The organism is Methylocaldum sp. GT1BB (assembly GCF_051027545.1).
Classification (GTDB): Bacteria; Pseudomonadota; Gammaproteobacteria; order Methylococcales; family Methylococcaceae; genus Methylocaldum.
In genome coordinates, this window is sequence record NZ_CP194902.1 from 4,146,751 (window position 1) to 4,173,602 (window position 26,852).

Here is a 26,852-nt window from a genome sequence, read left to right on the forward strand (position 1 = left end):
TTTGAGAGAAAACCCTGAAGCCGAAAAGGCGGAATATAAAAGCCCGGAACCGATTCCGGGCTTTTTCTTGGGCGAATCACGCCTCCGGCGCTCAGCCATGCGTCGTCGCTTTGAATTGCCTCAACAGCGCTCGCGCGGCACCTTCCGATGAGGCCGGGTTCTGCCCGGTAATCAAATGGCCGTCGGTCACCACATGTGGTTTCCAGTTCTCGGCTTTCGAATAGTTGCCGCCATTTTCGCGCAACATGTCTTCCACCAGGAACGGAACCACCTCGGTAAGCCCGATTTCTTCCTCCTCGGTGTTGGCGAAGCCGGTGACCGACTTTCCTCTCACCAGGGGAGAACCGTCCGCGGTCTTTGCATGGCGGAACGCGCCCGGTCCGTGGCACACCGCGGCCACGGGCTTGCCGGCCGCGTACACGGCTTCGATCAATGCGATGGAATCCGGATCTTCGGCGAGATCCCACATGGGGCCGTGGCCGCCGGGATAGAACACGGCATCGTAATCGGCATCCGAGACTAGCGACAGCTTGACGGTGTGGGCTAGCGCGACTTTCGCGGCCGGGTCCTGGTTGAAGCGCATGATCGACTCGGTTTGCGCATCCGGATGAAAGCTTTTGGGGTCCACCGGCGGCTGCCCGCCCTCGGGCGAAGCCAGAACAATGTCTACGCCGGCATCGCTGAAGACGTAGTACGGCGCGGCGAATTCTTCCAGCCAGAATCCGGTTCTCTCGCCCGTCGTGCCGAGCCTATCGTGTGAGGTCAATACCATCAGGATGTTCATCGTCGTTTCTCCATTCAGCTTACGGCCAAGGCGATCTTGCCGAAGTGGGCGCCCCGCTCCATGTGGCGAAGGGCATCGGGCAACTCGCCGAACCGAAACACGCGGTCCACCACGGGCCGCATCCGGTGCTGCGCGATGGCCTCGTTCATGGCCTCGAACATCGCTCGACTGCCGACGAAGATGCCTTGCACGCACATGTTCTTCATCAGAATGGGCGTGGGATCGACCTGGCCGCCGCCGGACAGAACGCCGATCAGGCTGATACGCCCGCCCATGCGCACGGCTCGGAGCGATTGGCCGAGGGTGCCGGCGCCGCCGACCTCGACGACATGATCGACGCCAACGCCGTCGGTGAGTTCGCGCACGAATCGGCCCCATTCGGGCGTGTTCTTGTAGTTGATGCCTTCCAAAGCGCCGAGATCGAGCGCTCGCGCAAGTTTTTCGTCACTGCTGGACGTGGCGATCACTCGCGCTCCGGACAGCTTCGCGAACTGCAACGCGAATAATGAGACGCCGCCGGTGCCCAACGTCAGCACCGTATCCCCCGCCTTGACCCGGCCCGAGGCGACCAGCGCATGCCAGGCGGTCACTGCGGCACAAGGCAAGGTTGCGGCCTCTTCGTCCGTGAGATGGTCCGGAACCGGAACGACGCCTTCCGCGTCGAGCACGACGTACTCCGCCGCCATGCCGGTATCACCGCCGCCCAGCGCGCTCTTGGTTTTCTCTTCGGTCAATTCGCCGTCCAGCCACTTGGGCATGAAGATGCCCGCGACCCGCTCCCCCGGCTTTAGGCGCGATACGCCCGGGCCGACGTCGACCACCTCGCCGACGCCGTCCGAGAGCGGCGTCATCGGCAAACGGAGATTCGGGTTATAGCTTCCGTTGACCAGCATCAGGTCGCGGTAGTTGAGCGACCACGCCCTCATTTTCAGAAGCACCTGCCCCGCGGCGGGCCGAGGCATCGGCCGCTCGACAAGAGCCAATGAATCGATGCCGAAGCCGCCTTGCAGTTCGTAGACCTTCATGAGTCGTCTCCTGATTCAAACTATACCCTGGTGTTATTCCAAATCGCCTTCAATCCGGAATTCATTGTCGTAGGGTGGGTTAGGCGCACATCAGCACTGACCGACCGCCGATCACTGCCCTTCGCTTGCGCCGTAACCCGCCGAGCGGCCTTCCATCGGTGGGTTAGGCGGAGCCTGTCCCGAGCGGAGACTAAAGCATTTTCATATCTACTGTACGGGCACTCGCGAGTAGGTCGGGAATCCTTCCCGACGCCACGTCCCGGCCGAGCGTCTTCGTCGGAAGGGTCGCGACTAAAGCGACCGTTTGCGATTGGGAAAGGATTGCCGACCTACGAATGCTTGAATCCATTCACCCGAGCCGAAGGCGCCAACGACGTCCGCCAAACTGGTTTTGCCGTACGAGCGCGATGAAAACGCTCTAGGGGCTAACCCGCCATCGATGGGTTTCGCTTCGCTCTACCCATCCTACGATGAATGTTCACTCGAATGCCGAACGGAATTAGGATCTAGGGTCGGTGTCCCCGCCCCGGCCGAATCCGATCTTATCCGGTTCGCGCGAGCACATCTCTTAATGGTCTGACCACGGTTTTGGCCGAGTGTCAGCAACACTGGCGACAATCAGAGAGTCGGGCCTTCCCGTCGACTCATTCGGCCCCCCCCCCCCCCCGATCAACGGACGCGCTGCGCCGCAATATCACAAACTATTGACATCAACGGGAAGAACCGTACATTCGCTTTCCGCGGCGTCAACATAGATGATCCAGTCGACAGAATGCGCGAAATCCTGTTGGCGTATCGTTTTGGTGTTCACTTTCAAGCTTTTGAATCAAGTTTGGGGGGATCTCCTCATGTGTTGGAGCGGCGAAGCTTCGGCCATGTTAGCGACAGGCGGTTTTGCGACGGCAAGCTACTTGGCCTACAAAGGGGAAACACGGGAACTGTGGTTGCCCCTGACTTATTTTGCCTGCATGGAATTGTTGCAGGCCGCGACCTACGTCTACATCGATCAGTGCGATACCCCGCAGAACCAGCTGCTGACCTGGCTGGGTTATCTGCACATCACGTTTCAACCCTTCTTCGTCAACATGGTCGCGCTGTACTTCATTCCTGCCCCGGTGAAGCGGCGAATCGGCGGGATGGTCTATTCGTTGTGCGGACTCGCCAGCGCGGCGATGCTGCTCAAGATGTATCCCTTTTCCTGGGCGAGAACCTGCATCCGAGGATACGAGGGATTTTGCGGGCCCGAGGTGTGTTCCCTGTCCGGCGACTGGCACATAGCCTGGCAGCTTCCTCTTAACGGCCTGATGTCGATTTATCCCGATAACCTCATCCCGTTTCAGTTCGGCCTGCACGGTTTTTCCTATTTCGCAGTGAGTTTTTTTCTGCCTTTCCTTTACGGATCATGGCGACTCGTCGCTCTTCATCTCGTCGTGGGTCCTTTGCTGGCCGACATTCTGACGCGCCATCCCAACGAACATGCCGCCGTGTGGTGTCTGCTGTCCATCGCCTTGTGCGTCTCCGTGATCAAGACGCCGCTGCGCCGCCTGCTGCGCGTGGAGCGATGGCCCGGATACCGGCTGTGTATGGAAAAGCCCTCTGCTGAAAACCGCGACACCCTCATCCCGGCTTCGGCCTCGAACAATGAAAAGGCCGGGCCGCTAATTCTACGCAAGCAAAAAATGACTGACCGGAACCAACGGGTAGCTTAACCTCCGGCATTGACACTAGCCGACCAAATTCAGTGAGCGCCGTATCTTTCCAATCGATCGTTGATATCGCTTGTCGGCTTATGCGCTAACATGAGCGGATTTGATGCGACACGCTCTTTATTAACCCGGCCTCTAAATCAGGCCGGGCTAATCCGGGGCAGGGATGCCCAGGCGCGGCCACAAGCCGCGCGAGCCACGCCTAAGCGACCGGCCTTGGCGTCGGCCCGTAAATACCGGGAGCGTATTTACGGACCTGATTAATATAATTATTACGAACTCTCGGCGCCGGGACAGTTCAGCCGATGGTCGATCTCCGTCGAATCTGGGGGGTAAGCGGAGTTGAAAATATGAATGCCAATATTTTGGTCGTGGACGATGAGCCATGCATTCGCGAGATGCTTGCCGAGTATCTCGGCAAGCACGGGTTTCGGGTTTGGCAGGCCGAGTCGGCCCTGAAGGCGCGCGAAGTTCTCCGAAGGGAAGCCATCGATCTCGCGGTATTGGACATCACGATGCCGGGCGAAGACGGGCTCAGCCTTGCCCGCCATATTCGGGAAAACCGGACGACGGCGGTGATCATGCTCACTGCTGCCGATTCGGTAACGGATCGAGTCGTCGGCCTTGAAATCGGGGCCGACGACTACCTCGCCAAACCGTGCGATCCCCGCGAGCTCTTGGCACGGATCAAAAGCGTCCTCCGACGCACCATAACTTCGGCGGCGGAACCGGATCAGGCCATAGCAGCAAGACCGGCGCAACTCTTGCGGTTCGGCTGCTGCCAACTCGACCTGGAAAGCCATCGCCTGCTGAACGAGAGCGGCCGGGAACTGCCGATCACCAACGGGGAGTTCGACCTGTTGAAGGTGTTCGCAACCCATCCCAATAGAGTGCTGTCGCGCGACCAGATCCTCGATCTGACCCAGCGGCGGTCGTGGGACCCGTTCGACCGCAGCGTCGACATTTGCGTGACGCGGGTGCGCAAGAAGATAGAACCGAATCCGGAGCATCCGCGCTTCATCAAAACGGTTCGAGGCGTGGGTTACCGTTTCGTTCCCGACGGCGAATGATTCGACCGGCCATTCCCGTTCAACTCCGGCACTCCAGCGACATCAATCGACATCATGGGCATCTCCACATCGCTTACTCGGGCTACGCTGTACCGGATCGCCGCCGGGGTGACAGCCATCATCGCCCTGTCCACGGCGGTCACATACCACTTGCTGTACCGGGAAATCGAGCAGAGCGCTCTGGCGCGGCTGACCGACTACGGCGTCCAGCGGGCGCGCTATCACGAATCCCATTTCGCGTTTCTCAAGGGATTGCACGAGGTCGTGCGCCGGGATTTCGTGGAACGCTATTCCGCACCGCCCTCCCCCGATTTCGAACATCGGTTCGATGAGCTGATGAGCCGGTATCCGGACGGCGCGATGCGCAACAGCGAGAAGTTCTCCGACGTGGAACGTTATTCCACCGGCTGGATCCATCGCCGGGTGCAGCCCGATACGGAGTTCAAGCGACGCTGGATGCTGTTTTTCGATCTGTCCGAAAAATATAAGGGAACCTTCACCAGTCAATTCGCCAACTTCTACTTCATGCATCCCAGCCAACCCTCCGACATGGGCTACGACGATCCCGAACGCTCAGGACACGTGCGCTGGGCCTACGACACGCCGGCGGACTATGCGCTGGATCAACGCGAGTATTTTTATCTGGCCGATGCGGCGCACAATCCCGAGCGCAAAACGGTTTGGGGAGGCACCTACTATGAGCCGGCCTATAAGAAGATTCTGGTGCCGGGGGTAACCCCCGTGTACGTGGGCGACGAGCATATCGCCAACATCGGCACCGATGAGATTCTCGACGAACTGGAGGCCAGCATTCGCCAGTCGGACATTGCCGGCGCCACCCATACCGTGTTCCGCGGCGACGGACGGCTGATCATCGATCCGTCATACATGGTCCAGATCTCGGAAAGCTTCGAAGGATTCAACATTCGCGACGCCCAGGACCCGCGGCTGAACGCGCTCTTGCGCTTGGCGACGGAGAGCGCGGAGCTGCCGCGTTCCGGCTTGGCCCCTGAAATCGACGAATACTACGCGATCAGCCGATTGCCCAGCACCGGCTGGTATTTCGCCTCGACCCTGCCGGGCGCCTTGGTCCGCGCCCAGGCGTTTCGCTCGGCGCAATGGGTGTTCTGGAGCGGCATCTCGTCACTCGCGTTTCTGCTCCTGATTTTGACCGCGATTTTGCGCCGCCAAATCGCCCAGCCCCTGAACCGGCTGCTCGCTGCCACCCGCAGCGTGGCTTCCGGGCAGGCGCCCGTCGCGAACCTGGGCGGGCGGGAAAATCCGCGCAACGAAATTGGTCAACTGGCCAATGCGTTCAATCACATGGTGGCTAAGGTCTCGGAGCGGGACATCGCGGTGCGCCGGGAAAAGGAGCGCTTTCGCGCCCTGATCGAGCATGCCGCCGACATCATCAGCGTGGTCGATGCCGAGGGCATCATCCGTTACGTGAGCCCCTCGGTCGCCGCGGTGTTGAATCTTCCCCCGGCGCATTACGTCGGCAGGAGCATCTTCGAGATCGTGCACCCGGAGGACGCCGCGGGAGTGGAACACGCGTATCGGGCCGCGATCGAGAACCCCGGCGCCCCCATCGAGCGCCTCGAATACCGGGTCCGGCATGCCAACGGCGAGTGGCGGGTGTTCGAAGCCACGGGCACCAATCAGCTCGACAATCCCTCGGTGGAAGGAATAGTCGTCAATGCCCGCGACATCACCGAGGCCGTCAAGGCGGAAGCCGAGATCGCCCGTCAGCGCGACACGCTCTATCAGCGGGAAAAGCTCGCGGCGATGGGTTCGCTCCTGGCCGGGGTGGCGCATGAACTCAACAATCCCCTCTCCATCGTGGTGGGGCGGGCCATCATGCTGGAGGAAGAGGCAGGAAACGAAACCACGGTGGCGGCCGCCGGGAAAATCCGCGCCGCCGCCGAGCGCTGCGCCCGCATCGTCAAGACGTTTCTCGCGATGGCCCGCCAGCACACGCCGCAGCACACGGCGGTTCGGCTCAACCGGGTTATCGAGGATTCCCTGGAAATCCTGAGCTATAGCCTGCGCACAGGCGGCGTCGAGGTCGTCACCGACCTGGCGAAGGACCTGCCGGAGATCGCCGCCGATGCCGACCAGCTGCACCAGGTGTTCATCAACCTCCTCATCAACGCGCAGCAGGCCCTGGCCGACCAGCCCGAGCCCCGCCGCCTGTGGATCCGCTCGGGCCACGACCCGGCGGCGAACGCCCTTTGGGTGGAGGTGGCTGACAACGGTCCCGGCATCCCGGAAGCCATTCGCTCGCGGATCTTCGATCCCTACTTCACCACCAAGCCGGTCGGCAGCGGTACCGGGGTGGGCTTGGCGGTCAGTCTCGGCATCGTCGAAGCCCATGGCGGGAGCCTGAGCGCCACCTGTCCGCCCGCGGGCGGGGCGGTGTTCACCGTGCGGCTGCCGGTGCAGGCGGCGGATACGGTCGAAGCCGACACGGCGGCGCCGGAGCCGCCGGAGAGCGGACGCGGACGCATCCTGATCGTCGACGACGAACCGGAGGTGAGCGCTTTGCTGGCGGACATCCTGGCGAGCGACCGGCACGGCATCGACGTCGCGGCGAGCGGTCGGGAGGCCTTGCGCCTGCTGGGCAATAACGGCGGGTATGCGGCGATTCTGAGCGATCTCCGGATGCCGGAGATGGACGGCCCGGCGCTGTACCGGGAGATCGAGCGGCGCTGGCCGGAACTGGCGCGGAAGGTCATTTTCGTCACCGGCGACAGCTTGAGCCCTAACGTGCAGGTATTCCTGGACGCCGCCCGCTGTCCGGTCATCGAAAAACCCTTCGTGCCGAAGGACGTGCGTCAGAAGGTCGCGCAGGTGGAGAACGGCGGAGGCACGATCCGATAAGAACCGATCCTGATAGGCTCTCGAAACCCTTCGGTGAGCCCCGGGCGAGCGGCCTGCGATCTCGGGCAACCGACGACCGGCTCGACCCGCTCGATCCAAAAAAACAAGAAGACATCCGATGCTTCATTCGATTTCCCCCTATCCGGAAATGCGCCTGGCGTGTCTTGCTGTTCTCGGACTGCTGCCGGCGCTGTCGGCGGTCGCAGGCGATCTTCCCTCCGGCACGCCCCCGCTCTACAACCTGAGTGCCCATGTCGATCTGGTGTCGAGTTACGTCGTTCGCGGCATCACCACGACTTACTTCAACGGAGAGCCTTTGGGCAACGCGTCCGCCGATGCGCCGGAATCCGAAGATCCGGTCTTGCAATGGGGCGCCGATTTGAAATTCGCTTCCGGATGGTATCTGGGCTACTTCGGCTCCATGATCAACTATTCCTATCTGCGCCTGGGTCAGGCCTACTCGAACCGGAGCATCAGCGTATTCGACGACAAGAAATCGATAGAGCACGATATTTACGGCGGCTATCAACTGCCGCTGGGCGATTTCACGATCACAGCGGGATTGACCGGGTATCTTTACACCAACAGCCGCCACGCCGAGACCCTGGAAAGCAGGGTCGGCATCGGGTACGGCGACTTCAGCCTGTTTTCGCAAACCCTGATGAACGATTCCCTTCTGGGCAACGCGGGCGACACCTACTGGACTCTCAACTATCGCCGGGTTCTGCCCTGGAATCTGAACTTCAACGCCACCCTCGGCTGGTTCAGCTTCCGCCGCGAAGGGAAGTTTTACGGGACGCGGGACACCTATTTGAAGACCGATTGCCCTCCGGACAGCGCCATGAACGTGACCGGCTGCTATCCGGGCAAATTGCCCGTCAGCAATACCTTCGGCCACGTGATTCTGCAATTGAGTTACCTGGTTCCCAATCTGCCGGTGTCCCTGGGCGTGACGGGCATCTTGGGCGGATACAACCGCTTCGGCGTTGCGCAGGAGAACGAAATCATCGGGTCGATCAGTCTGTACTACGAATGAATCAATCCGAGGCGGTTTCGATTTCCGCTGGCCTATCGAAGCCGCCGTCTGTTTAGAGCGTTTTTCATCCCGGCGTACGGCTTCGTGTCGGGCGGGAAGAACGTAGGTCGGCAATCCCTTCCCAATCGCAAACGGTCGCTTTAGTCGCGACCCTTCCGACGAAGCCCCTTGCCGATGTCGTGTGTCGGCAAAGGATTGCCGACCTACGCCTTGGCTCCGCTACACTGAATCGGAAAATGCACTAGCCGCGGCTCGGCGACGCCGGTTCAGCACCATCCCCACGGCGCCGAGCGCGACAAGCGGCAGAACGCCGGGCTCGGGAACCGTCGTCTCGATGGCTCCGCCATTGGTTCTGAAGTCGAGGAGAGAATATAAGGCCTTGTCCGTCACGAGCGAATTGCCGATGAACAAATCCAGGCGCACGACGTCCTTGAAGGCATCCGGAACGGCGCTGAAATCGGAAAAGGCGAAATCGTACGTGCCGGCGGCCGCTATCGTTCGATTGAGGAACTGGGCGAATATCGACGAGCCGATCTGCGAATACAAGGCGATGCCCAGGTTTGTGGATTGAGTCACGGCACCCACGGTGACCAGGAACGAGCTTCCGCCGTCGGCAGTAAGGTCCTCATGCAGGGCCACCCCGCCGCCATAGGTCAACTGCAGATAGCCGCTCACGCCGGGATTGGCGTCGGGTGTCGCCACCGTGTCGATATACACGCCGTCATCGCCGGGACTGCCGGTATCGAGGGTAATGCCGACCGTACCGATCCCGCCGTTCTGCACCACCTGGGCCCAGCGCACGCCGCCGAGCACATCGGACGTGGGCAAACCAGTTTCGATGCTGATGGGATTATTGTTTTGGTCGGCGACGAGATTGAAGCCGCCCTGCTCGAAGTTGTCGATGATCAAAGCCTGCGCCGGCGCTGGAATCAGCATCGCGCCGCTTAGAAGAGCCGGGGCTGATAACCGGCGGATGAATAAGCTGACTGATTCGGTACATTTGCCGTAGTTCATGATACGAGCTCCAATGGAAATCTTTTGCCGTGGATGCGACGAATACCGGGATCCGCGTCTCGTTAAAGTATTTTTAACCGCGGTTTTAGCGGTGCGGATCGGATAGGTAGTAGGTCGGCAATCCCTTGCCGACGAAGCCGATGCCGTCCATGCCGGTTTGTTCCTCAGGGAGCGACCAGTGTGCGCTGGACCGCGGGAAGGAAGACGCCGCTCGTCTTGCCGGTCGAGCTGTCGATCAGGGTCATCGAGGCGGCTATCGCCGGGCTTGCCCCGCCTATTTCATTCGCCACATCCGGATTGCCGGTGTAAACCACGATCCGCACCTGGCGCCGGTCCAGCGTCATGCCGGGTCGGAAGTGGAAGTCCTGCTTTTTGCTCTGGCCCGGTTCCAGGAAGCCGGTTCCGTCGGTTTCGAAGAGGCGACGCGGGAGGCCGGTTTCGGGATCTTGTAAAACGGCGACGACATGGTACTGAACCGGCCTGTCCGTGACGTTCACCAGGTTCAAGCGCGCCGACTGCGCTCCGGCGAGCACGTCGACCACGGCGAAATTGAGTTCCCAGGGCCGGTCTCCCAGCTCGGACGGGCTGAAAGCGTACGTGCTGCCCGAAGCCGCGAGGTTGACCGCCAGGGCGGAAGCCATAACGAGGGTCTTGAATGTGAGTTTCATGGATGTCTCCTCCGCAAAAGTTTGTTTAACGCTTGAATGTCCATCCGCCTCTGCATCGGCGGATGGGTGCTTATTACGAAGGAAGAGTGTTTCTGACTGATTTCCGAATCTGTCTTTTTTGTTTCATTTGTAACGGACGGGCTGGGTTGTAGCTAGAGCATTTTCATATCTACTGTACAGGCACTCGCGAGTAGGTCGGGAATCCTTTCCCGACGCCACGTCCCGGCCGAGCGGCTTCGTCGGCAAAGGATTGCCGACCTACGAATGCTTGAATCCATTCACCCGAGCCGAAGGCGCCAACGACGTCCGCCAAGCTGGTTTTGCCGTACGAGCGCGATGAAAACGCTCTAGCGACTGGCGAGTTCCGGAAGGTTCCGCGCCGTTCCGGACAAACGATACGGAGCGGAGCTGACAGCGGCGATGGGTGCGGTTCGGAAGGCCGCATGGGGCAAGGTCGAGCCAGCAACCCGGTTGCGCGACTGCTCGGCGACTTCCGGAGCCCCTTGGGGGTCGGTTTCCGGCAATGGAACAGCGAATTCCTCGCCGCCCCGGCGCGCCGGGACTTGGCCGGGGGCAATCTCCTGCAAGCGGCGGTCGCCCCCGGCGTGGCCGTAGTGATGCTTATAGGCCTTTCGGCGCATCACCGTCCTTCCAGCCTTTTCACCCATATCGAAAAGGGAAGGACGGAGCCGTTCCCTCCCCGTGCCTGAGCCGACGAATAGGCGACGCTGGCGCGGAGAAAGACTCGGGACATCTCGGCAGAGAAGAGGGTCTCCGGCCGCTTGTCGACGTGAGACGAGAATACTTTTGCCCGATGTTTCATGGGTGACTCGAGATTGCGGTTTGCGGGTGACGGGGAGCTTTCTCCATTGGGCCATGGTTGCGGCGGGTGCGGGGAGAATGAGGCAATGCCCGCCTTCGGGATCGACGATCCAGGCATAGGGCCGGTCCTCCAGCAGCCGGGCGATGAATTCCGCCAGCGGAAGTCCGCAGAATTTCAACGAGACAAGGCTGGCAGAACATTCGACGGGCAGTTCCACCCGCAGTGGCACGATCTGTGATAATCGGGCCAGTACTTCCCGCACGGGGCGGATGCCGAAGGGCTGGCCCGCGAGTGAGCACAGGCTCGAACTCCCCACGCGCCGACCGCTCAGTATTCCGCCAGGGGCGCGCCGCTGCGCACGCAAACGAAGCGGTAGTCGGAATACGGCGAGCCTTTGCTCGTGTTGCCGGTTTCCAGATCGACCCGCCAGACTTGGGCGTACGTCGCGCCGGTGGCATTGAGCACGGAAATCTTGTCCCAGGTGGCGGTCCAGTAGGGCACATAGCCCAGTCCGTTTTGCGGCGCCGAATTCGCGAAGGGATGTCCCTGCGGCAGCTTGGTGTCGCCGTTCGCCGCCGGAACGACGTTGGGATCGATCAGGCTCATCAGTTCGTGCAGATAAGGCAGCCGCCAGCCCTTGCGTCCCCCGACGCTGCTGTTGGCGCAGGAGTCGCGGGCGGAGTTCCATTCGGTCGTGGCGTTCGGCCAGGTCCTGAACCAGACCAGTTGAGTCTCCTTGTCCAGCACCGCCGCATTGCTGAACTCGGACAGCACCACGAAGCGCTGGGATGCGGAGTTGTATTTCTTGCCCCAGTCGCGCAGATCGAGCGCCTGCGCCTGTCCGGAAACGGCCGCGGCTAGTGCGGCGACGATGAAGGTTCTTTTGTTCATGGTTCTGCCTCCCGTGTTGGTTGATAACGTGTATGACTTGCCCCCATGCCGGGGGCTCGGGAAACACTATGAGGCGGGTTTGTTTCTGAAGGATTTCCGGAAGCCGGGAGAATTATTTCAATTGTTTCGGCCGGGAACACCGCCGAGAACCAGCAAATCACGCAAATCGGAGGCTCGCTCAAAACAGAGGGCGGCCGTCGGCCGCCCTCTATGGGGTTGTGAGGGATGGATTACTCGTTCGGTACCGCCGGCAAGCCGTTCGGCATGCCCAGCTCCACGTTGAGATAGTATTCGCCTTCATCCGGGCCGTCCGGATCCCAGAATCCGGTCCGATAGGCCTTGGACGCCGAGAGACGCTTGAACTCCAGGGTTTCCACCTTGGTATTGCCGGATTTCACCTGGACGCCCCAGGGTACCGAGTGGAAGTCCAGTGAACGGCCGAAGTGATTGCCGTTCTGGTAAACCCTGAACCATTCGATTTCGTTCGGGTTCCAGGTATCGGCGTCGCAATCGCAGGACTCCTCGCCCAGTTCCCAGCCGATGTGCGTGCGGAAATACGCCTTGTCGACCAGGCCGGCGGAACCCTGGCCCCAGACCGGGAAATGGTAATGCCAGCCGGAAACATCGGTGTGGCGGTCGATGGTCTTGACGTACCAGCCGACGATGTCGTCCAGGCCGAACCCGCCGACGACTTCATCGCCGCCCGAGGTGGCGCCCCAGTCGCCCTGCTGGGCGATCCCCACCTTGATGAAGCGGTAGGAGCGGACGTCCGGGGTCAGGGCCAGGCGGAGGGTTTCGGTGTTGGCATTGTCCGAGCGTTCGATTCCGAGCTTGATTTCCGCTCCGGTGGGCACGGCCAAGCCGGGATTTGCGCCGCAATCGAACACCGCCTGGAAGGGTTTGGCGCTGCTGCCGGCATTGGTCGGTACATAGTTTCCCCAGTTCTGGTAAACCGCATCGCCCTGCTGCACGCGGATACGGAACGAACTGTTGCCGGATGCCGCCGGCGGCTGAATCCCGCCCTGGAGGATGCGCAAGGCAAAGCAACTGCCCTTGCCGTCCTCGCCGGGCTGATTGTTGAACTCGAACCACTTGACCTTCTGGCCGGGGGTCCCGTTCAGGCTGGTGCCGGGCATGTCGGTCGGTTCGGACCAGGACTTGGACCAGTTCTCGCCATAGCGCGCATGGGATTTGTCCACGTCCAGGAAGCCGCCCGCGCCGATCAGGAGCGCCGTGTCCGGCGTGAGGCCGTCCATCCTGGTGATCATGATTTCGGCCGTGCCGATGGCGCCGTAACTCGCCGGCGTGATCCGCAAATAGGCCGGAACCGGGAACGAGACCTTGACGGACTTTTTCAAATCGCGCTTGCCGAAGCCCAGCCGGTACCGCTTGTTGAAGGTTTCCACCGGCATCGACAGATCGGTGGACAGGAAGGCCGTGACATCCAGCTCATACTTGCTGCCGTCCACATGGGTCAGTTTTTCGGCGGTGATGGCCAGATCGGTGTCCGCCGGCACGCGTATCCATTGCACCGCGCCCGGATTGTCGAAGGTCAGCACTCTGGTGGTGTTGAGATTGGCCGAGTTCCCCGCATCCAGCGCCTTGCGCGGGGCGCAATAGCCGGAGTCGAAGCTGACCGCCATTTCCACCGGGAAGTGGTCCGAAGCATCGGTGGCCGGATTGGGTCCTCCCAAATAGAGGTTGAAATCGCGGCGCGCGCGGGCATGCTGCATGCAGTAGCCGTTCCGGTTCCAGTCGCTTTTCCAGCGGGACAGAATGTAATCCAGCCGCTGGGGATACGGGTCCGCCGCGTCGTGGCTGTTCCAGATGGGGTGCCGGGTGAATCCGCCGTCGTTGTCTGTGGTTTTCATCTGGCCGCGATAGACGTCCTCGAACCCGTCCTGGGCCACGAAGATGTCGGTGATCCAATCCTTGTACTCGTACTGGTTCTGCGACGGGTTGACGCCGATGAACTTCTTGCCGTCGCCCAGAACGTTGAGATCGCCCATCACCATGACGTCCTCGTCCGCGGAAGCCATGGAGTTGATGAAGCTGCGCAGATGCTGCAACTGGGTGGCGCGGACCGCGGAATACTCCTCCGGCGGATTGGCCTCCGGATAATCGGCCTGGGTATGGGTCACGAAAATGTTCAAGGGACGGCCGGTCTTGGTGTTCTCCACTCGAGTCCAGAGAATGCCCTTGACCGCACCCGCGTCCGCTCCCTCCGCTTCCGTGTACCAGGTATAGGCCGCCGCGCAGCCGGGAGCCTGGTTCATATTGGTTTTGTACCAAGGTTTGCTTTTCACCCACGGAAAGGGGCTCGCCGGCCCGCCCGCAAGGAATTGAAAGCTTGCAAGTTTTTCCGCGCCCTCCGAATTCAGGCAGTAATAGTCCACACTGATCCCTTGAGGGTAGGGTTGTCCGGGCAGCGCCATGAAGGCGGGCTCGAGATCATTGCGGGGCGCTGGCGGGAACTGGGTGAACAGGCCCAGGCCGGCGTCGCCGACGGTGGTCATATGGAAGCCGGGCGACCAGACGTAGTAAGGATACTGGGCCGGCGGCGCTCCATGGGGCAGGTAGGAATAGGAAATATTGGTGTTGCCTATGTCCGAGACCCCCGTATCGATACCGGTCATGAGGTAAATGAACTCGTCGTACTGGCCTTTCTGGTCCGGCGATCCGGAAAACAGCTCGTTGATCGATACGATGTCGTATTTCTGCTTGTTCAGGCGCCCGACGATGTGGGGTACCCGGTGGTCGTTGTCCAGACCTGCCGCGTCGGGATGGACGATGTCGGGGTACATCCAGACGTTCCAGTGCAAGGCCCGGATCACTTCGGGATGGTCCGCGACCGCCGGTAGTTTGATGGCCGGCGGTTGGTCCACCGGGCTCGGCTTATTGGGACTGTCGGCAAGCACAGCTTGCCCCGAGCAGAGCACTGCGGCGACCAGCGCCCGCCAGATAGCTCGCAAGGGCGATTTGATTGGTTTCATGGTTGGTTCTCCTCTTCGATTGTCGAATTCCCCGGCGAAGGCGCCGAGGTCGGGAACCAGTTTCAATGGGCCGTGTATCTCGAATATTTCCGGCGGAGCGGAGATTTGTTTCAATTGTTTCGCCCGTCAGGGTAACCGCCGAAGCCCCGGCGAATTGGAAATCGGCGATTTCCCACAGGCTCAGTCAACGTACTCAAGGACGCCCGTCGCGAGACTAAAGCGTTTCCATTCGCACGCAAGGATTGATTGCAAACGGCCTCAGTATTAGGTACGGGCTAGAACGTTTTTTACCGCGGTTTTGCGGTGAGAATCGGGAAATTCGTAGGTCGGCAATCCTTTGCCGACAATGCCCCCGCCGACCTACTTCTGCGCCAAACCGGAAAGTGCTCTAAAACCCGCTCCCGCATTCCGCGAATCAATCCGAGAATCGCCCTGGACTCCACGGCTCTGCTCGCGCTTCTATGCTCAAAGACGCCGCCACGGATTGATTCCGTCCGAACGGCACCGGCGCAGATAAAGGGCGATGTAGAGGAGATCGAAAACAATGAAGGCGATGTAGACGTAGGCCAGGAACAGGGAGTCGGGCGTCAGTACGTACTGGGCCGGAATCAGCGCGATGCTGCCGATCATTCGCGACAACGCGATATAGACCGACTGCCCTTTGACGCTTTGCCTGCGCACCAGCAGGTACGGAAAAGAAACCGAGATCAGCAGCTGATCCCCCCATCCGGTGTAATTGCCGTGCCAATCCTGAAATTCGAAAGTGATGGCCAGGATGCCCGCGAATGCGGTGACCAGCGCCAGACCGAACGCCGGCAGGAACCAACGTTGCGGCAACGCGGACGGAAACTCCTTTCGGCCGAATCGCAAGTACTGGTAAGCAATCACCAGATCGATTAGAAACCAGATGCCGTTGGCGTAGTTCAGCGGCGGATCATCGGGCAGAAGAAAGGCGAAGATGAATTCGTAGGAGAGATTGGTGCAAAGCGGCAGCAACGGCATGCCGTAGGCGCGGTCCTTGAACGCGCGGCGGATGATGAGCAGATAAGCGACGCCCCACAAACCCAGACAGGCGATCGAGGAAACGTTGTAGACGAGCTGTTCCGTCGGACTCATGATTTTCCTCCTTTAAGCCAAGCCGAGGAACGCCGTCATCCAGGACCCGAGCAAGGCGCAGGGCAGCCATAGCGCGAATTCGGCATCGATGGCGGCATCGCCGGGGAGACCGCCCCTCGCCATCACCCTCGCACCGTGGCGAAGAATGGCCGATACGTATCCGTGCACCAGCGCCAACCCGGTCGTCCACACCGGAATCCAACCGGCGGCCACGAAAGCGATCAGCCAAGCGAGAGCCGCGGCATTCACGATGTGGAGCAGCCGCAAGGTATTCGGAATGCCGAGCATCAGCGGCAGCGTGACCACGCCATCGAAGCGGTCGCGCTCCAGATCCTTGAAATCGCAATAGACGGTATTCAACAAGAACGACAAAAACGTGTAACCGAAAAAGAACGGGACCAGGGACGGCTGATTTCCGCCGACGAAACGGTCCGCGTAGACCATTAGCAAGCCCCAGAAAAAGGCCGTGTAAAACGCCTTGAACCCCGGAATGTCCTTGAGCCGCCGATAGCGGAAGAGTCCGCGGGTGAGACTGCCGAACCATGGCGTTCCGTAAAGAATCACCGCGATAGGGAACGAGACGAGCAACAGCATCGCAGCCGGACTGCTCGCTATTCCGGTAATCGTCACGGCCGCCGCGAGCGCGGCGGCACCGAGCACTGAAAAGAATCGTTTCCGACGCCCCAAGGCCAGACTGCGTTTCGAAGCTTGTTCATCATCGAAACGGTCGACATCCGCCAGATGGTCGATCAGATAGCTGGCGTAGACCAGCAGAAATACGGCTGCGGCCAACGCAGTCGAAATCCGCCCGGTCCCGGCCAGCGCAACCACCGAAACCGCGCTGGCGGCACCGGCGGGCAATACCAGTCCCAAACGCGCCATGCATTCGACTCCGTAAGACATGAGCCGGCTCAGGCGGGCCATGTTTGAACGCAGCCAATATTCCCCGGACACCCGGCCGGGTACCGAAAATACGCTGCTGAGATCGAAAATCGGGACGAGCTTGTTCATGGAATTCCTCCTCGGTTTGAGCCGGCGTTTCGGCACGGCCCGGTTGATGGTCAGTTCGTCGCGGGCTGATCGGTGGCTCTCGCGTCCCGCAACGCGACGCTATTTCAGGGGAGGAACGTTTCTGAAGGATTTCCCGAAATGGGAGATTTGTTTCGTTCGTAACTCGATCGTTTCGGACTTATTTCGGGCGGAGGGCGCTGGGCGCAAACCCTTGCGCCCGACAACGACAGCCGCCCGAAGAGATCGATCTCCCTTCTTGGCGGCTCGGGATAAGAAATCTAGACCGGTAGTTCGATGAGCTCGAAGGTATTGTTGTCCGGATCCCGGCAAAACAGCGCCGGGCGGCCGGATTTACTCACGCTATAGCTCACCCCTGCTTGTTCGAGGTCGCGTTTGATCGCCGCCAGGTCCGCGACGTTCAAAGCCACGTGGCGGTCGAGTCCGCCGTGTTCCGGACGCTCTGCCGCTGCATCGGGATTCGGTACCTGAAGCAAATGGATCTGCTGCGCGCCGATCTCGTACCAAACCCCGTCGAAGGGCATACGCGGACGCTTGTCGCTGGGCGTCAATCCGAGAACGCCCTCGTAGAACCGCCGCGAGGCATCCAAATCGCTGACAATCAATGAGGCGTGATTAAAACCGATGACTTTCATAGGCCCTCTAAACTAAGTTCGCGAATTCTCAAGACGGGGTATTTTGTCGCCGACATCCCGGCCGCACAATCCGTTACCGCAATGATCGGTGCTATCGTCATTTCGGGATATAATCGACGACTTTGATCAACCATCCGAAACCGTTGTGGCCAGTCAAACCATAGCTAAACGCGACGTTTCCACTTTTCAGGGACTGATTCTGGCGCTGCAGGAGTACTGGGCGGCACAGGGCTGCGTCATCATGCAGCCTCTGGACATGGAGGTAGGGGCAGGCACTTTCCACCCCGCGACATTCCTTCGGGCCATAGGCCCGGAGCCCTGGAACACCGCCTACGTGCAACCCTCCCGCCGGCCCACCGACGGCCGCTACGGCGAGAACCCCAACCGGCTCCAGCATTATTACCAGTTTCAGGTCATTCTCAAACCGAATCCGCCCGATATCCAGGAGCTGTATCTGGGGTCCCTCCGCTTTCTCGGCTTCGATCTGCTAGAGCACGACGTCCGCTTCGTCGAGGACAATTGGGAATCGCCGACCCTGGGCGCCTGGGGCCTGGGTTGGGAGGTCTGGCTGAACGGCATGGAGGTCACGCAGTTCACGTATTTCCAGCAAGTGGGGGGGCTGGACTGCCGCCCGGTCAGCGGCGAAATCACCTACGGATTGGAACGCATCGCCATGTACCTGCAAGGGGTCGAAAGCGTGTTCGATCTGGTCTGGACGCGCGGACCGAATGGGCCGGTTACCTACGGCGACGTCTACCACCAGAACGAGGTGGAAATGTCGTCTTTCAATTTCGAGCACGCCGACACCGAGTTCCTGTTCGGCTGCTTCGATACTTACGAGCGCGAGTGCCAGAAACTGATCGCGCAGGATTTACCCTTACCCGCCTACGAAATGGTGTTGAAAGCTTCGCACTCCTTCAATTTGCTGGACGCGCGCCGAGCCATATCGGTCACCGAGCGCCAGCGCTATATCCTCCGTGTCCGCGACTTGGCCAAATCCGTCGCGGAAGCCTACTACCAGCGCCGCGAAAAGCTCGGTTTTCCGCTGCTGACCCCGAGGAGTGCCGGCGATGAGTGAAACCCGCGATCTTCTGTTCGAACTGGGCACCGAGGAATTGCCGCCCAAGTCCCTGCTTACGCTAAGCCTGGCACTGAAAGGCAACGTCGAGAGCGGTCTCGCCAGAGCCGCGCTGAACTTCGATGACGTCGTACCCTATGCGGGGCCGCGGCGGCTTGCGGTACGGGTGAAAGGCTTGGCGACCGCCCAACCCGACCAGACCGTCGAAAGGCGGGGCCCTGCGCTCAATGCCGCCTATCAGCCGGACGGTTCGCCCTCCAAGGCTCTGGAAGGCTTCATGAAGAGCTGCGGCGCCACGCTCGAACAGCTCACCACCATCGAAACCGATAAGGGCGCGTGGATCGGGTTCCGCCAGGAGGTAAAGGGCGGCCGAACCGAGGATTTGATCCCTGATATTCTGCGCCAGTCGCTGGCCGCCTTGCCCATCGCGAAACGCATGCGCTGGGGGGCCGGAACCGCCGAATTCGTGCGCCCGGTACATTGGATCGTGCTGCTGTTCGGCAGCGAAGTGATCGAGGCCGAAATCCTGAGCGTACCCGCGGGCCGCGTGACTTACGGCCACCGCTTCCACCATCCCGACGGCCTGGTTCTGAACGAGCCCGGCGAATACGCCGAAAAGCTGCTCGAAGAAGGCTTCGTCATCGCCGACTTCGAGACCCGCAAGGCCAAGATCCGCGAGTCGGCCAAAACCACCGCGGTCACGGTCAACGGTTGCGCGCACATCGAGGCCGATCTGCTGGACGAAGTCGCATCCCTGGTCGAATGGCCGGTACCAATTCTGGGCGGGTTCGATGCCCGCTACCTGTCCCTTCCACCGGAAGTGCTGATCACCACCATGCAGGCGAATCAGAAGTATTTTCCGGTGAAGGATAAAGAAGGCGGTCTGCTGCCCTACTTCATCACCTTCAGCAATCTGGACAGCCGCTCCCCGGACACCGTACGCGCCGGAAACGAAAGAGTCGTGCGCCCTCGCCTATCGGACGCCGAATTCTTCTGGAACCAGGATCGCAAGCAAACCCTCGAAAGCCGGGTGCCCGACCTGGCGCAGATCACCTTCCAAAAGACCCTGGGGTCGCTGCTCGACAAGACCGAGCGGGTCAAGCGCCTGGCCGTGATCATCGCCGAGCGTCTGAACACGGAAAGCGCCTGGGTCGAACGCGCGTCTCTTCTCGCCAAAGCCGATCTGCTGAGCCTGATGGTCGGCGAGTTTCCCGAGCTGCAGGGCACCATGGGCCGCTACTATGCCCTGGCGGAGGGTGAGCCGGAGGAGATCGCCGCCGCCATCGAGGAACAATATCTGCCGAAGGTGTCGGGCGGTCCCGTGCCGCGAACGGGCACCGGCCTGATGCTGGCTCTGGCCGAAAAGATCGACACCTTGACCGGCATCTTCAGCGCCGGCCTGATACCGACCGGCGACAAAGACCCCTACGCTTTGCGCCGCGCCGCCTTGGGCGCCATCCGCATCCTGCTCGAGGGGGAATTGGATCTGGATCTTCCGGAGCTCCTGGATTCAGCCCTGGCGCAGTTCCCCCATCCGTTCGACGCCGAAACGGTACATGCGAACGTTTACGACTTCATCCTCGAACGGCTCCGCGGTTACTGCCTGGAGCGCGGCGTCCGCCACGACGAGTTCGAGGCCGTTCTGGCGGTCAGGCCCGGCCGCCTGCCGGACTTTGACCGGCGCCTGAAAGCCGTTCGCGAATTCCGCCGCCTGGCCGAGGCCGAGAGCCTTTCCGCGGCCAACAAGCGGATACGCAATATCCTGCGCAAGGCGGAAGAGGAAGTCGTCGCCAATGTCGACGATCACGTGCTGACGGAAACGGAAGAGAAACATCTGTTGGAGGCCGCGCGGCAAGCCAAGGAAGACATTCTTCCGCTGCTGCACGAACGGGACTATACGGCGGCCTTGTGCCGTCTGGCGCAGCTCCGGGAAACGGTGGACGCCTTCTTCGACAGCGTCATGGTGATGACCGAGGATGCCGAGCTTCGCCGCAACCGGCTGGGCCTCTTGGCGATCGTCGAAGGACTGTTCCTCAACATCGCCGACATCTCGAAGCTTCAGGGATAAGCGGTCCCGCGGCATGTCGAAATTCGTCATTCTGGACCGCGACGGCGTCGTCAACGAGGACTCCTACGCCTATATCAAGTCGCCCGACGAATGGGTGCCCATTCCCGGCAGCCTCGAAGCGATCTCGCTTCTGACCCGCGGCGGCTTTCGCGTCGTCATCCTGACGAATCAATCCGGCATCGCCCGCGGATTGTTCAATCTGGCTACGCTGGAAGGTATCCATCAAAAGATGCGCGATGCCGTCGAGTCTGCCGGAGGACGGATCGAGGAGATTTTCTTCTGCCCGCACGGCCCGGAAGACGGCTGCGGCTGCCGGAAGCCCGAGCCGGGCTTGTTCCGCGCCTTTGCCGAAAAATATCAGGTCGATCTGAGGTCCGTACCCGCGGTGGGCGATTCCTTCCGGGACGTTCAGGCCGCACAGGCGGCCGGGGCGCAACCCATCCTGGTTGAAACGGGCAAAGGCATGCGGACTTTGGCCCGCCATCCGGATCTCGACCTTCCTATTTTTCCAAATCTCTATGCAGCGGCCCAATATATCCTTTTTAACGCTGATTAGCGTTTGTTTGCGTTCGACTCTCTATTTCATCGGCCAGGTCTTGTCTACCCTCCTGCTGGGGCCGGTGCTGCTGACGGCCTATCCGCTCCGGTTCGAAACCCGCTATGCCATCGCCGGCCTATGGGTACGGTTCAACTTATGGATGTTGGAAACCGTTTGCGGCTTGAAGTATGAGGTGCGCGGGCTCGAGAACATCCCGGAGCGAAGCGGCATCATACTCTGCAAACATCAATCCGCCTGGGAAACTCTGGCTTTGCAAGCCATATTCCCGCCCCTGGTGTTCATTCTGAAGCGCGAATTGCTGCGCATCCCGGTATGGGGTTGGGCCATGGCTACCTTGGAACCGATCGCCATCAACCGGCAGGCGAAATCCGCCGCCATGAAGCAGATCCTGAGGGACGGCGAAAAACGACTGAAAGACGGGCGCTGGGTCGTCATTTTCCCCGAGGGAACTAGGGTCGCGCCCGGACAGAAAGGACGCTACGGGACTAGCGGCGGAATACTCGCTCATCGCGTCGGCTGTCCGGTAGTCCCCGTCGCCCACAATGCCGGCGAATACTGGACACGGCGGGCTTTTCTCAAATTTCCCGGTGTTATCCAGGTGCGCATCGGACCGCCGATCGATGCGACCACGCTGAGCTCCAGCGAAATCAATCATCAAGCGGAACAGTGGATCGAAAGCCGAATGGCCGAAATCAGCGGCTTCGGCCCGTACGCGGGGACGTTTCCACCGAGCGGCGCGCCGACGGTATCGCAGTAGTCCCGTTTCGGCTTCCGGGCTGAATTGATAGGTCGGAAATCCCTTGCCGACGAATGCGGTCTGTCCAGTCTCTCCGATGGCAAACGGTCGCGTTAGGGCTTTGTCGGCAAAGGATTGCCGACCTACAACTGGGCTTGGACAAAGGGAAGGCAGCCGTTCCGGGTTCTCGCGTGCTAGGAACCGCGTGCTCTGTAGCGCTGCAAACAAGCCTCGGCTTCATCCAGGTCGTTATGACAGCGGTGCACCCAGTCTTCGCCCCAATAGAAGTTGCAGCTCGTTTCGGCACGCAATAGCCGCCAGAAGGCTTCGTTCAGTTCACCCTGCTCCTCTTCTGTCAAATCCTTGGCTACAGCGGCATTTCGGGCTTGGTGTACCGCCATGCTTACGGCCTGCAATCGCGCCAGAGAATCTTTTTGCGTTTGCGAACCGGTCCATTGCAGAAAATCCCGTCCGTGATGCCAACCGGTATTCCAGGCTCCGGTTCTTACCGTAACTTCACCGTACGCGCCGAATCGGTCCAAATAATCCTTGATAAAAGCCGGTTGAATTAAACTTTTCTTGCGGGCTTCATCCAACAATTCCCGGTAAAACGCACCCCAAAAATTCACCTCGTTGGTCGTGTTCCGGAACCAACCCCCGTTCTCGCCGTCCGTGCAGGTCGTGACCAGCGGTTCGAAATCGCAGCATTGCGTTCGCTGAGCCAGTTCTTTCGCGAACCAAACGTAGTCCATGCCCGATTCCTGAGCGTCCGAAAGCTCCCGGTCGCGTACGATGACGATGATTTCCGACCCGTTATGGCGAGCAATATGGGGCCGATACCGGAGTTCGTGCCATTGCATGGGCGTCACCGGCTCCACGTGCTCGCTGTCGACGATTACATAGCGATAGCCAAATTTCTTGAGCAGCGGAATCAGCTCCATGGAAAATCCCATCTCGGGAGGCCAAAACCCTTGGAACGAATTCCGCCAAAACAGATGGCCGGCAATGGCCTGCCAGCGTGCCAGATGTTCGTCGCGATCCGCCTCGGGGATGAGCGGCAACACCGGGTGGTAATAGCCCGTACCGAGGATGTCGATGATCCGCTCGTTCTGGAGGTGCCAAATCAGCGACCCGCAATCGACGATGCCGTAAACGCGGCTCTGGAATTCCGGATTCGACAAGGTTTCGAGGAGCGTCCCGGAAAGCGACAGATGGACCCGCGCGATGTCGTCGTAATCCCATAGGAATCTCGGAATCCGATCGTAGGCATAAAGAATTTCCCGAGCCTCCCAGGGCTGTTCGGAAAGGAGATGGTCCAGATTGCCGGGCGGCTGATGCAGGTTCAATACCAGGGCGTGATGAATGGCAGACATAATCCCTCGATGTGTTCAACTCGATCACGAACTCGTGAGGCTTATTATGCCTTCTGGCGAGTCCGTTTGGGACACGCGGGCGTGGGCGAGTTTCGCTTCAGAATGGCGGGCGAAGTGGGATTAAAGCGCTGCGTTCAAGGATCGGCCGATCTTTCCACTCCATCGACGAACAGCTTCTTGACGGAGCCGTTGGCGATGTATTTCACGACCGAATTCTTCCCTACGGTGCCGTAGGACACGCCGTTCCACGTCAGTCTGCCGTCCTTGACCTCCACGCGATCGCCGTTAATCGAGATGATCCCCTGTTGACCGCTAATCACGGCCTGCGCGTGGGAGCCTCCGAGCGAAACGGAGGAGACCGAACTGGACACGGTTGAACTTGAAACGTTGGCCGCGTAAGCCGCGGTGCCCTGTCCCGTCGAACACATAAGTAGGAGCGATGAAGCGAATGTCAAGAACTGTTCCTTGTTCATAATTCCTCCCGATCAAATAAAAGGTTCCTCATATCCTAACGCCGTCGCTCACGAGGCGCCAATGCGCACATGGTTACTTCGATGCCTTGTGTAAGCGCATCAAATTTTCTTATAATGGGCAGCTCTCATCGCCGGTGTAGCTCAGTCGGTAGAGCAGCACATTCGTAATGTGCGGGTCGTAGGTTCAAATCCTATCACCGGCTCCAACGCCTTTTAGGCGCTGGCGCTCTGTTTTCACTTCCTTCGGTTCATCATCGTCCCCCGGGACTCCATCCCCGGGTAACATGCCGGAGAAGGGCGCCATGGCCATCTGTATCACCATCACCAGCACCAAGGGCGGCGTCGACAAGACCACGCTGACCGCCAATCTCGGCGCCTATCTCGCCGATCTCGGCCAGACCGCCCTCCTCGTCGACGCCGATCCCCAACCCACCCTCTCCAGCTTTTTTCCGCTCCGACACCGCGCCCCGGGCGGTCTCACCCGGCTGATGGTCGAGGCGGCCACCGCGGACGTGATCAGCCAGACCACCCTCGAGCGGCTCGATCTCGTCTATTCCGACGATCCGGACGGCAAGCTCCGCGACTGGATCCGCGACGCCGTCGACGGGCGGGTGCGTCTCAAGCACCTCCTCGGCCGTCCCCCCTTTGCCCAGTACGATATCATCCTGATCGACACCCAGGGCGCGGTCGGTCCTCTCCAGGACGCCGCGGTCGCCGCCGCCGATATCCTCCTCTCCCCCATTCCGCCGGAAATCCTCTCGGCCCGCGAGTTCGTCCGCGGCACCGTCACCATGCTGGAACGGCTACGGCCCATGGCGTTTCTCGGCGCCCCCATCGGTCCCTTGCGCGGCATCATCTACCGCCTGGACCGCTCGCGCGATGCCCGGCGTTTCGCCGCCGCCCTCGGGCTCGAACCGCTGATCCCTGCCTCCGCGTAGCCGTAGGGTCGGATGTTTGATCGGAGTCTGCGCGGCTAGCGCAGGTGGAGATCAAACATAAGGCAACCGACACCGTGTCAAGTCATTGTGGATCCAGGTCCCGATCCCACTATTGGGTCGGGACCGGTCGAACGCGGGCCGCCGAAGGCAATACTCGTCGCCAATTTTTTTACTCCTTTTGGTGACTTGGATGTCCCAAAAGGTTTCGCAAAAATGGCGATGCAATCGGCTTTTCCGCTTCGAACAGTATGGCTTGCATCGGATAGCGCGTGGGATTTGAGCCATATTCTTTTATCAGCGCCTCCGTCAACGCCTCGGAGATCTCCTCGGGATCGACACCGCCGCGATCTCGTATTTCTGTGATAACCGGAGTGAACACAAGTGCCCGCGCGAACGCCGCCACGTCCAGAATATCGTGTTCCTTTCGCTCGACCGAGATGACGATTCGATCAAAGCCGGCGCGAATCAGCTTTTCTTTGATCGGATCGATTTGATGGCAGGCAACGGGATCGAAGAGGAAACGAGGTGTATCCGACGGAAAGAATTGTTTCAGCACCTCAAAGCTCAAGCTGGCGAATGGATTGTAATGCTCCGAGTCCCAGACGCGGAGCAAGTACCGCCCTCCGCGCCTCAATGTCCGGTATGCCTCGCGAAACCCCGCCTCTTTATCGAAGAACATGACCCCAAACTGGCAGACCACCGCATCGAACGCCTCATCGTCGAACGGCAGCGCCGTGGCATCCGCGACTTGGAACGCGACCTGCTCGTGAGGGAGAAACTTTTTGCGGGCGGCCTCCATCATGGAATCGCTGATATCGATCGCGGTCAATCGCACGTCCTTGGCAAGCTCATTACACAAGTGCCGGGTCACGATTCCCGTGCCCGCGGCGATTTCGAGCACGTCACGGACTGATCTTTCCGCTACGCGTCGTGCGGTGTCGGCTCCATAGTGCTCGAAAAGCACGGGTCCGAGATCCTGATCGTAAGGGGTGACGACATCACCTTCATAACCTGCCATAGATCACTCTCTAGAAAATACAACGAAAGGACAAAAAGCGAGTTCAATCGCCCATCTCAGTAGATAAGCGAATACTGATAGTACTACATGTCCGTAAGCGTCCGCCGAGCACCGTCTCGACGGGTTGAGAGACTCAGGCGACACTGGTGCGAGCGGACGCATGGGGTGTCCGCGCACTCTTGAGGTGGACGCACTGATGACTCACGATGCTGACTTCACAACGGGCGTGGTGGCGATGGATACCTTGGGCCGGCGGCGGTTTGCGCCTGAGTTCAAGCGCGAACTGGTGGAGCGGACCCTACAGCCGGGCGCCTCGGTCGCGGGGATTGCGCTGGCGCATCGGATCAACGCCAATCAACTGTTCAAATGGCGCCGACACTACCTTAAGGACCGGAACGCCCCGGCCGGTCCGCCGGGGCCGACCTTATTACCGGTGGCGATGACGCCCGCATTGGCCGCGCCAGCGCGTGAAGCCACGGTATCCGCTCCGCCGGGCACCATCACCATCGAACTCGGGGGTACGCGGGTTCAGGTGAAAGGTTCCGTCGATGCGGCGACCTTGCGCACCGTCCTCGCGAGTCTCAAGGGCCCATGATCGCGCCTCCGTCCGGCACCCGCATCTGGATCGCTGCCGGGGTGACCGATCTGCGCCGCGGCTTCGATGGCTTGGCCGCCCTGGTCCAGACCCAGCTCCAAGCCGAGCCCTTCTCCGGACACATTTTTGCCTTTCGCGGGCGACGCGGCGACCGGATCAAACTACTCTGGTGGGACGGCGATGGGCTCTGCCTGTTCGCCAAGCGGCTGGAGCGGGGCCGCTTCGTCTGGCCGCAGGCGACGGGCGGCACGGTATCCCTCACCCCCGCCCAGTTGTCGATGCTGCTGGAAGGCATCGACTGGCGCCGCCCGATCCGCACCGCGCCTTCTCACGCCGCCTGACGG

General features: G+C 60.6%; 23 protein-coding genes, 1 tRNA gene and 1 pseudogene. 12 read left to right on the forward strand and 13 right to left on the reverse strand.

Annotated elements, in window-relative coordinates; all coding sequences use genetic code 11:
• Window positions 1-91: 91 nt before the first annotated feature.
• Window positions 92-784: a type 1 glutamine amidotransferase domain-containing protein gene (locus ACR2TX_RS19855; protein WP_156881929.1), complete on the reverse strand. Its 693-nt coding sequence runs from the start codon at window positions 782-784 to the stop codon at window positions 92-94.
• Between the two features lie 14 nt (window positions 785-798).
• Complete coding sequence (locus ACR2TX_RS19860; protein WP_434130582.1) at window positions 799-1,809, reverse strand: zinc-dependent alcohol dehydrogenase family protein; 1,011 nt, start codon at window positions 1,807-1,809, stop codon at window positions 799-801.
• A 755-nt stretch (window positions 1,810-2,564) separates the two neighbouring features.
• Between ACR2TX_RS19860 and ACR2TX_RS19865 the strand changes: the two genes are divergently transcribed.
• From ACR2TX_RS19865 to ACR2TX_RS19880, 4 genes are all read left to right on the forward strand, one after another.
• Window positions 2,565-3,518, forward strand: a complete 954-nt coding sequence (locus tag ACR2TX_RS19865; protein ID WP_434130583.1) for a DUF5765 domain-containing protein — start codon at window positions 2,565-2,567, stop codon at window positions 3,516-3,518.
• A gap of 347 nt (window positions 3,519-3,865) precedes the next feature.
• A complete protein-coding gene (locus tag ACR2TX_RS19870) occupies window positions 3,866-4,585 on the forward strand; it encodes a response regulator (protein ID WP_347258694.1) in 720 nt (239 codons plus the stop codon).
• A 54-nt stretch (window positions 4,586-4,639) separates the two neighbouring features.
• Window positions 4,640-7,465, forward strand: coding sequence for an ATP-binding protein (locus ACR2TX_RS19875; RefSeq protein ID WP_434130584.1), 2,826 nt, complete (start codon window positions 4,640-4,642; stop codon window positions 7,463-7,465).
• Between the two features lie 118 nt (window positions 7,466-7,583).
• Window positions 7,584-8,501, forward strand: coding sequence for a TorF family putative porin (locus ACR2TX_RS19880; RefSeq protein ID WP_347258692.1), 918 nt, complete (start codon window positions 7,584-7,586; stop codon window positions 8,499-8,501).
• Between the two features lie 219 nt (window positions 8,502-8,720).
• On the opposite strand, the gene ACR2TX_RS19885 is transcribed toward ACR2TX_RS19880, so the two are convergent.
• From ACR2TX_RS19885 to ACR2TX_RS19920, 8 genes are all read right to left on the reverse strand, one after another.
• The gene (locus ACR2TX_RS19885; protein ID WP_086132738.1) at window positions 8,721-9,515 is read right to left on the reverse strand and encodes a PEP-CTERM sorting domain-containing protein; all 795 of its coding nucleotides are present in this window, start codon (window positions 9,513-9,515) and stop codon (window positions 8,721-8,723) included.
• 164 nt (window positions 9,516-9,679) lie between these two features.
• Window positions 9,680-10,183, reverse strand: coding sequence for a hypothetical protein (locus ACR2TX_RS19890; protein WP_077732730.1), 504 nt, complete (start codon window positions 10,181-10,183; stop codon window positions 9,680-9,682).
• 347 nt (window positions 10,184-10,530) lie between these two features.
• Window positions 10,531-11,322 (reverse strand): diguanylate cyclase domain-containing protein, encoded by a 792-nt coding sequence (locus tag ACR2TX_RS19895; RefSeq protein WP_434112960.1) that lies wholly within the window; start codon window positions 11,320-11,322, stop codon window positions 10,531-10,533.
• An 11-nt stretch (window positions 11,323-11,333) separates the two neighbouring features.
• Window positions 11,334-11,897 (reverse strand): DUF1566 domain-containing protein, encoded by a 564-nt coding sequence (locus ACR2TX_RS19900; protein ID WP_210024166.1) that lies wholly within the window; start codon window positions 11,895-11,897, stop codon window positions 11,334-11,336.
• A 230-nt stretch (window positions 11,898-12,127) separates the two neighbouring features.
• Window positions 12,128-14,890, reverse strand: a complete 2,763-nt coding sequence (locus tag ACR2TX_RS19905; protein ID WP_434112962.1) for an endonuclease/exonuclease/phosphatase family protein — start codon at window positions 14,888-14,890, stop codon at window positions 12,128-12,130.
• 465 nt (window positions 14,891-15,355) lie between these two features.
• Window positions 15,356-16,006 (reverse strand): hypothetical protein, encoded by a 651-nt coding sequence (locus ACR2TX_RS19910; RefSeq protein ID WP_077732726.1) that lies wholly within the window; start codon window positions 16,004-16,006, stop codon window positions 15,356-15,358.
• Between the two features lie 12 nt (window positions 16,007-16,018).
• Window positions 16,019-17,017 carry a UbiA family prenyltransferase gene (locus ACR2TX_RS19915; RefSeq protein ID WP_434112964.1) on the reverse strand — a complete coding sequence of 333 codons (999 nt, stop codon included), beginning with the start codon at window positions 17,015-17,017 and terminating at the stop codon, window positions 16,019-16,021.
• 278 nt (window positions 17,018-17,295) lie between these two features.
• Window positions 17,296-17,670 (reverse strand): VOC family protein, encoded by a 375-nt coding sequence (locus tag ACR2TX_RS19920; RefSeq protein ID WP_077732723.1) that lies wholly within the window; start codon window positions 17,668-17,670, stop codon window positions 17,296-17,298.
• Between the two features lie 145 nt (window positions 17,671-17,815).
• On the opposite strand from ACR2TX_RS19920, the gene glyQ reads away from it, so the two are divergent.
• From glyQ to ACR2TX_RS19940, 4 genes are read left to right on the forward strand one after another with little or no spacing between them, the layout of a single operon-like run.
• Window positions 17,816-18,748 carry a glycine--tRNA ligase subunit alpha gene (gene glyQ, locus ACR2TX_RS19925; protein WP_434112966.1) on the forward strand — a complete coding sequence of 311 codons (933 nt, stop codon included), beginning with the start codon at window positions 17,816-17,818 and terminating at the stop codon, window positions 18,746-18,748.
• Complete coding sequence (gene glyS, locus ACR2TX_RS19930; RefSeq protein WP_434112968.1) at window positions 18,741-20,816, forward strand: glycine--tRNA ligase subunit beta; 2,076 nt, start codon at window positions 18,741-18,743, stop codon at window positions 20,814-20,816. Before glyQ ends, glyS begins: the two co-directional genes overlap by 8 nt.
• A gap of 13 nt (window positions 20,817-20,829) precedes the next feature.
• Window positions 20,830-21,372 carry a D-glycero-beta-D-manno-heptose 1,7-bisphosphate 7-phosphatase gene (gmhB, locus tag ACR2TX_RS19935; protein WP_156881967.1) on the forward strand — a complete coding sequence of 181 codons (543 nt, stop codon included), beginning with the start codon at window positions 20,830-20,832 and terminating at the stop codon, window positions 21,370-21,372.
• 7 nt (window positions 21,373-21,379) lie between these two features.
• Window positions 21,380-22,132 (forward strand): lysophospholipid acyltransferase family protein, encoded by a 753-nt coding sequence (locus ACR2TX_RS19940; RefSeq protein ID WP_434101677.1) that lies wholly within the window; start codon window positions 21,380-21,382, stop codon window positions 22,130-22,132.
• 173 nt (window positions 22,133-22,305) lie between these two features.
• Here ACR2TX_RS19940 and ACR2TX_RS19945 read toward each other — a convergent pair whose 3' ends face one another.
• Together ACR2TX_RS19945 and ACR2TX_RS19950 are read right to left on the reverse strand one after the other, a co-directional pair.
• A complete protein-coding gene (locus ACR2TX_RS19945) occupies window positions 22,306-23,484 on the reverse strand; it encodes a glycoside hydrolase family 57 (RefSeq protein WP_347258760.1) in 1,179 nt (392 codons plus the stop codon).
• 134 nt (window positions 23,485-23,618) lie between these two features.
• Window positions 23,619-23,804 carry a hypothetical protein gene (locus ACR2TX_RS19950; protein ID WP_139840956.1) on the reverse strand — a complete coding sequence of 62 codons (186 nt, stop codon included), beginning with the start codon at window positions 23,802-23,804 and terminating at the stop codon, window positions 23,619-23,621.
• A 283-nt stretch (window positions 23,805-24,087) separates the two neighbouring features.
• Here ACR2TX_RS19950 and ACR2TX_RS19955 point away from each other — a divergent pair.
• Together ACR2TX_RS19955 and ACR2TX_RS19960 are read left to right on the forward strand one after the other, a co-directional pair.
• Window positions 24,088-24,163, forward strand: a tRNA-Thr gene (locus ACR2TX_RS19955).
• 96 nt (window positions 24,164-24,259) lie between these two features.
• A pseudogene (locus tag ACR2TX_RS19960) lies at window positions 24,260-24,871 on the forward strand (ParA family protein); the annotation flags it as partial.
• A gap of 193 nt (window positions 24,872-25,064) precedes the next feature.
• Here the strand turns inward: ACR2TX_RS19960 and ACR2TX_RS19965 are convergent.
• Window positions 25,065-25,913, reverse strand: a complete 849-nt coding sequence (locus ACR2TX_RS19965) for a class I SAM-dependent methyltransferase (RefSeq protein ID WP_077732180.1) — start codon at window positions 25,911-25,913, stop codon at window positions 25,065-25,067.
• A gap of 196 nt (window positions 25,914-26,109) precedes the next feature.
• Here ACR2TX_RS19965 and tnpA point away from each other — a divergent pair, with 196 nt between their 5' ends.
• Entirely contained in the window at window positions 26,110-26,508 is a 399-nt protein-coding gene (tnpA, locus tag ACR2TX_RS19970; RefSeq protein ID WP_077732813.1) for an IS66-like element accessory protein TnpA, read from the forward strand.
• Entirely contained in the window at window positions 26,505-26,849 is a 345-nt protein-coding gene (tnpB, locus tag ACR2TX_RS19975) for an IS66 family insertion sequence element accessory protein TnpB (RefSeq protein ID WP_077732713.1), read from the forward strand. The genes tnpA and tnpB overlap by 4 nt, the downstream gene beginning before the upstream one ends.
• The last annotated feature ends 3 nt before the right edge of the window (window positions 26,850-26,852 follow it).

Coding starts and splice junctions, on each gene's coding strand:
- ACR2TX_RS19855 (WP_156881929.1), bottom strand. CDS start 784: ATGAACATCCTGATGGTATTGACCTCACACGATAGGCTCGGCACGACG.
- ACR2TX_RS19860 (WP_434130582.1), bottom strand. CDS start 1,809: ATGAAGGTCTACGAACTGCAAGGCGGCTTCGGCATCGATTCATTGGCT.
- ACR2TX_RS19865 (WP_434130583.1), top strand. CDS start 2,565: ATGATCCAGTCGACAGAATGCGCGAAATCCTGTTGGCGTATCGTTTTG.
- ACR2TX_RS19870 (WP_347258694.1), top strand. CDS start 3,866: ATGAATGCCAATATTTTGGTCGTGGACGATGAGCCATGCATTCGCGAG.
- ACR2TX_RS19875 (WP_434130584.1), top strand. CDS start 4,640: ATGGGCATCTCCACATCGCTTACTCGGGCTACGCTGTACCGGATCGCC.
- ACR2TX_RS19880 (WP_347258692.1), top strand. CDS start 7,584: ATGCTTCATTCGATTTCCCCCTATCCGGAAATGCGCCTGGCGTGTCTT.
- ACR2TX_RS19885 (WP_086132738.1), bottom strand. CDS start 9,515: ATGAACTACGGCAAATGTACCGAATCAGTCAGCTTATTCATCCGCCGG.
- ACR2TX_RS19890 (WP_077732730.1), bottom strand. CDS start 10,183: ATGAAACTCACATTCAAGACCCTCGTTATGGCTTCCGCCCTGGCGGTC.
- ACR2TX_RS19900 (WP_210024166.1), bottom strand. CDS start 11,897: ATGAACAAAAGAACCTTCATCGTCGCCGCACTAGCCGCGGCCGTTTCC.
- ACR2TX_RS19905 (WP_434112962.1), bottom strand. CDS start 14,890: ATGAAACCAATCAAATCGCCCTTGCGAGCTATCTGGCGGGCGCTGGTC.
- ACR2TX_RS19910 (WP_077732726.1), bottom strand. CDS start 16,006: ATGAGTCCGACGGAACAGCTCGTCTACAACGTTTCCTCGATCGCCTGT.
- ACR2TX_RS19915 (WP_434112964.1), bottom strand. CDS start 17,017: ATGAACAAGCTCGTCCCGATTTTCGATCTCAGCAGCGTATTTTCGGTA.
- ACR2TX_RS19920 (WP_077732723.1), bottom strand. CDS start 17,670: ATGAAAGTCATCGGTTTTAATCACGCCTCATTGATTGTCAGCGATTTG.
- glyS (WP_434112968.1), top strand. CDS start 18,741: ATGAGTGAAACCCGCGATCTTCTGTTCGAACTGGGCACCGAGGAATTG.
- gmhB (WP_156881967.1), top strand. CDS start 20,830: ATGTCGAAATTCGTCATTCTGGACCGCGACGGCGTCGTCAACGAGGAC.
- ACR2TX_RS19945 (WP_347258760.1), bottom strand. CDS start 23,484: ATGTCTGCCATTCATCACGCCCTGGTATTGAACCTGCATCAGCCGCCC.
- ACR2TX_RS19965 (WP_077732180.1), bottom strand. CDS start 25,913: ATGGCAGGTTATGAAGGTGATGTCGTCACCCCTTACGATCAGGATCTC.
- tnpA (WP_077732813.1), top strand. CDS start 26,110: ATGACTCACGATGCTGACTTCACAACGGGCGTGGTGGCGATGGATACC.
- tnpB (WP_077732713.1), top strand. CDS start 26,505: ATGATCGCGCCTCCGTCCGGCACCCGCATCTGGATCGCTGCCGGGGTG.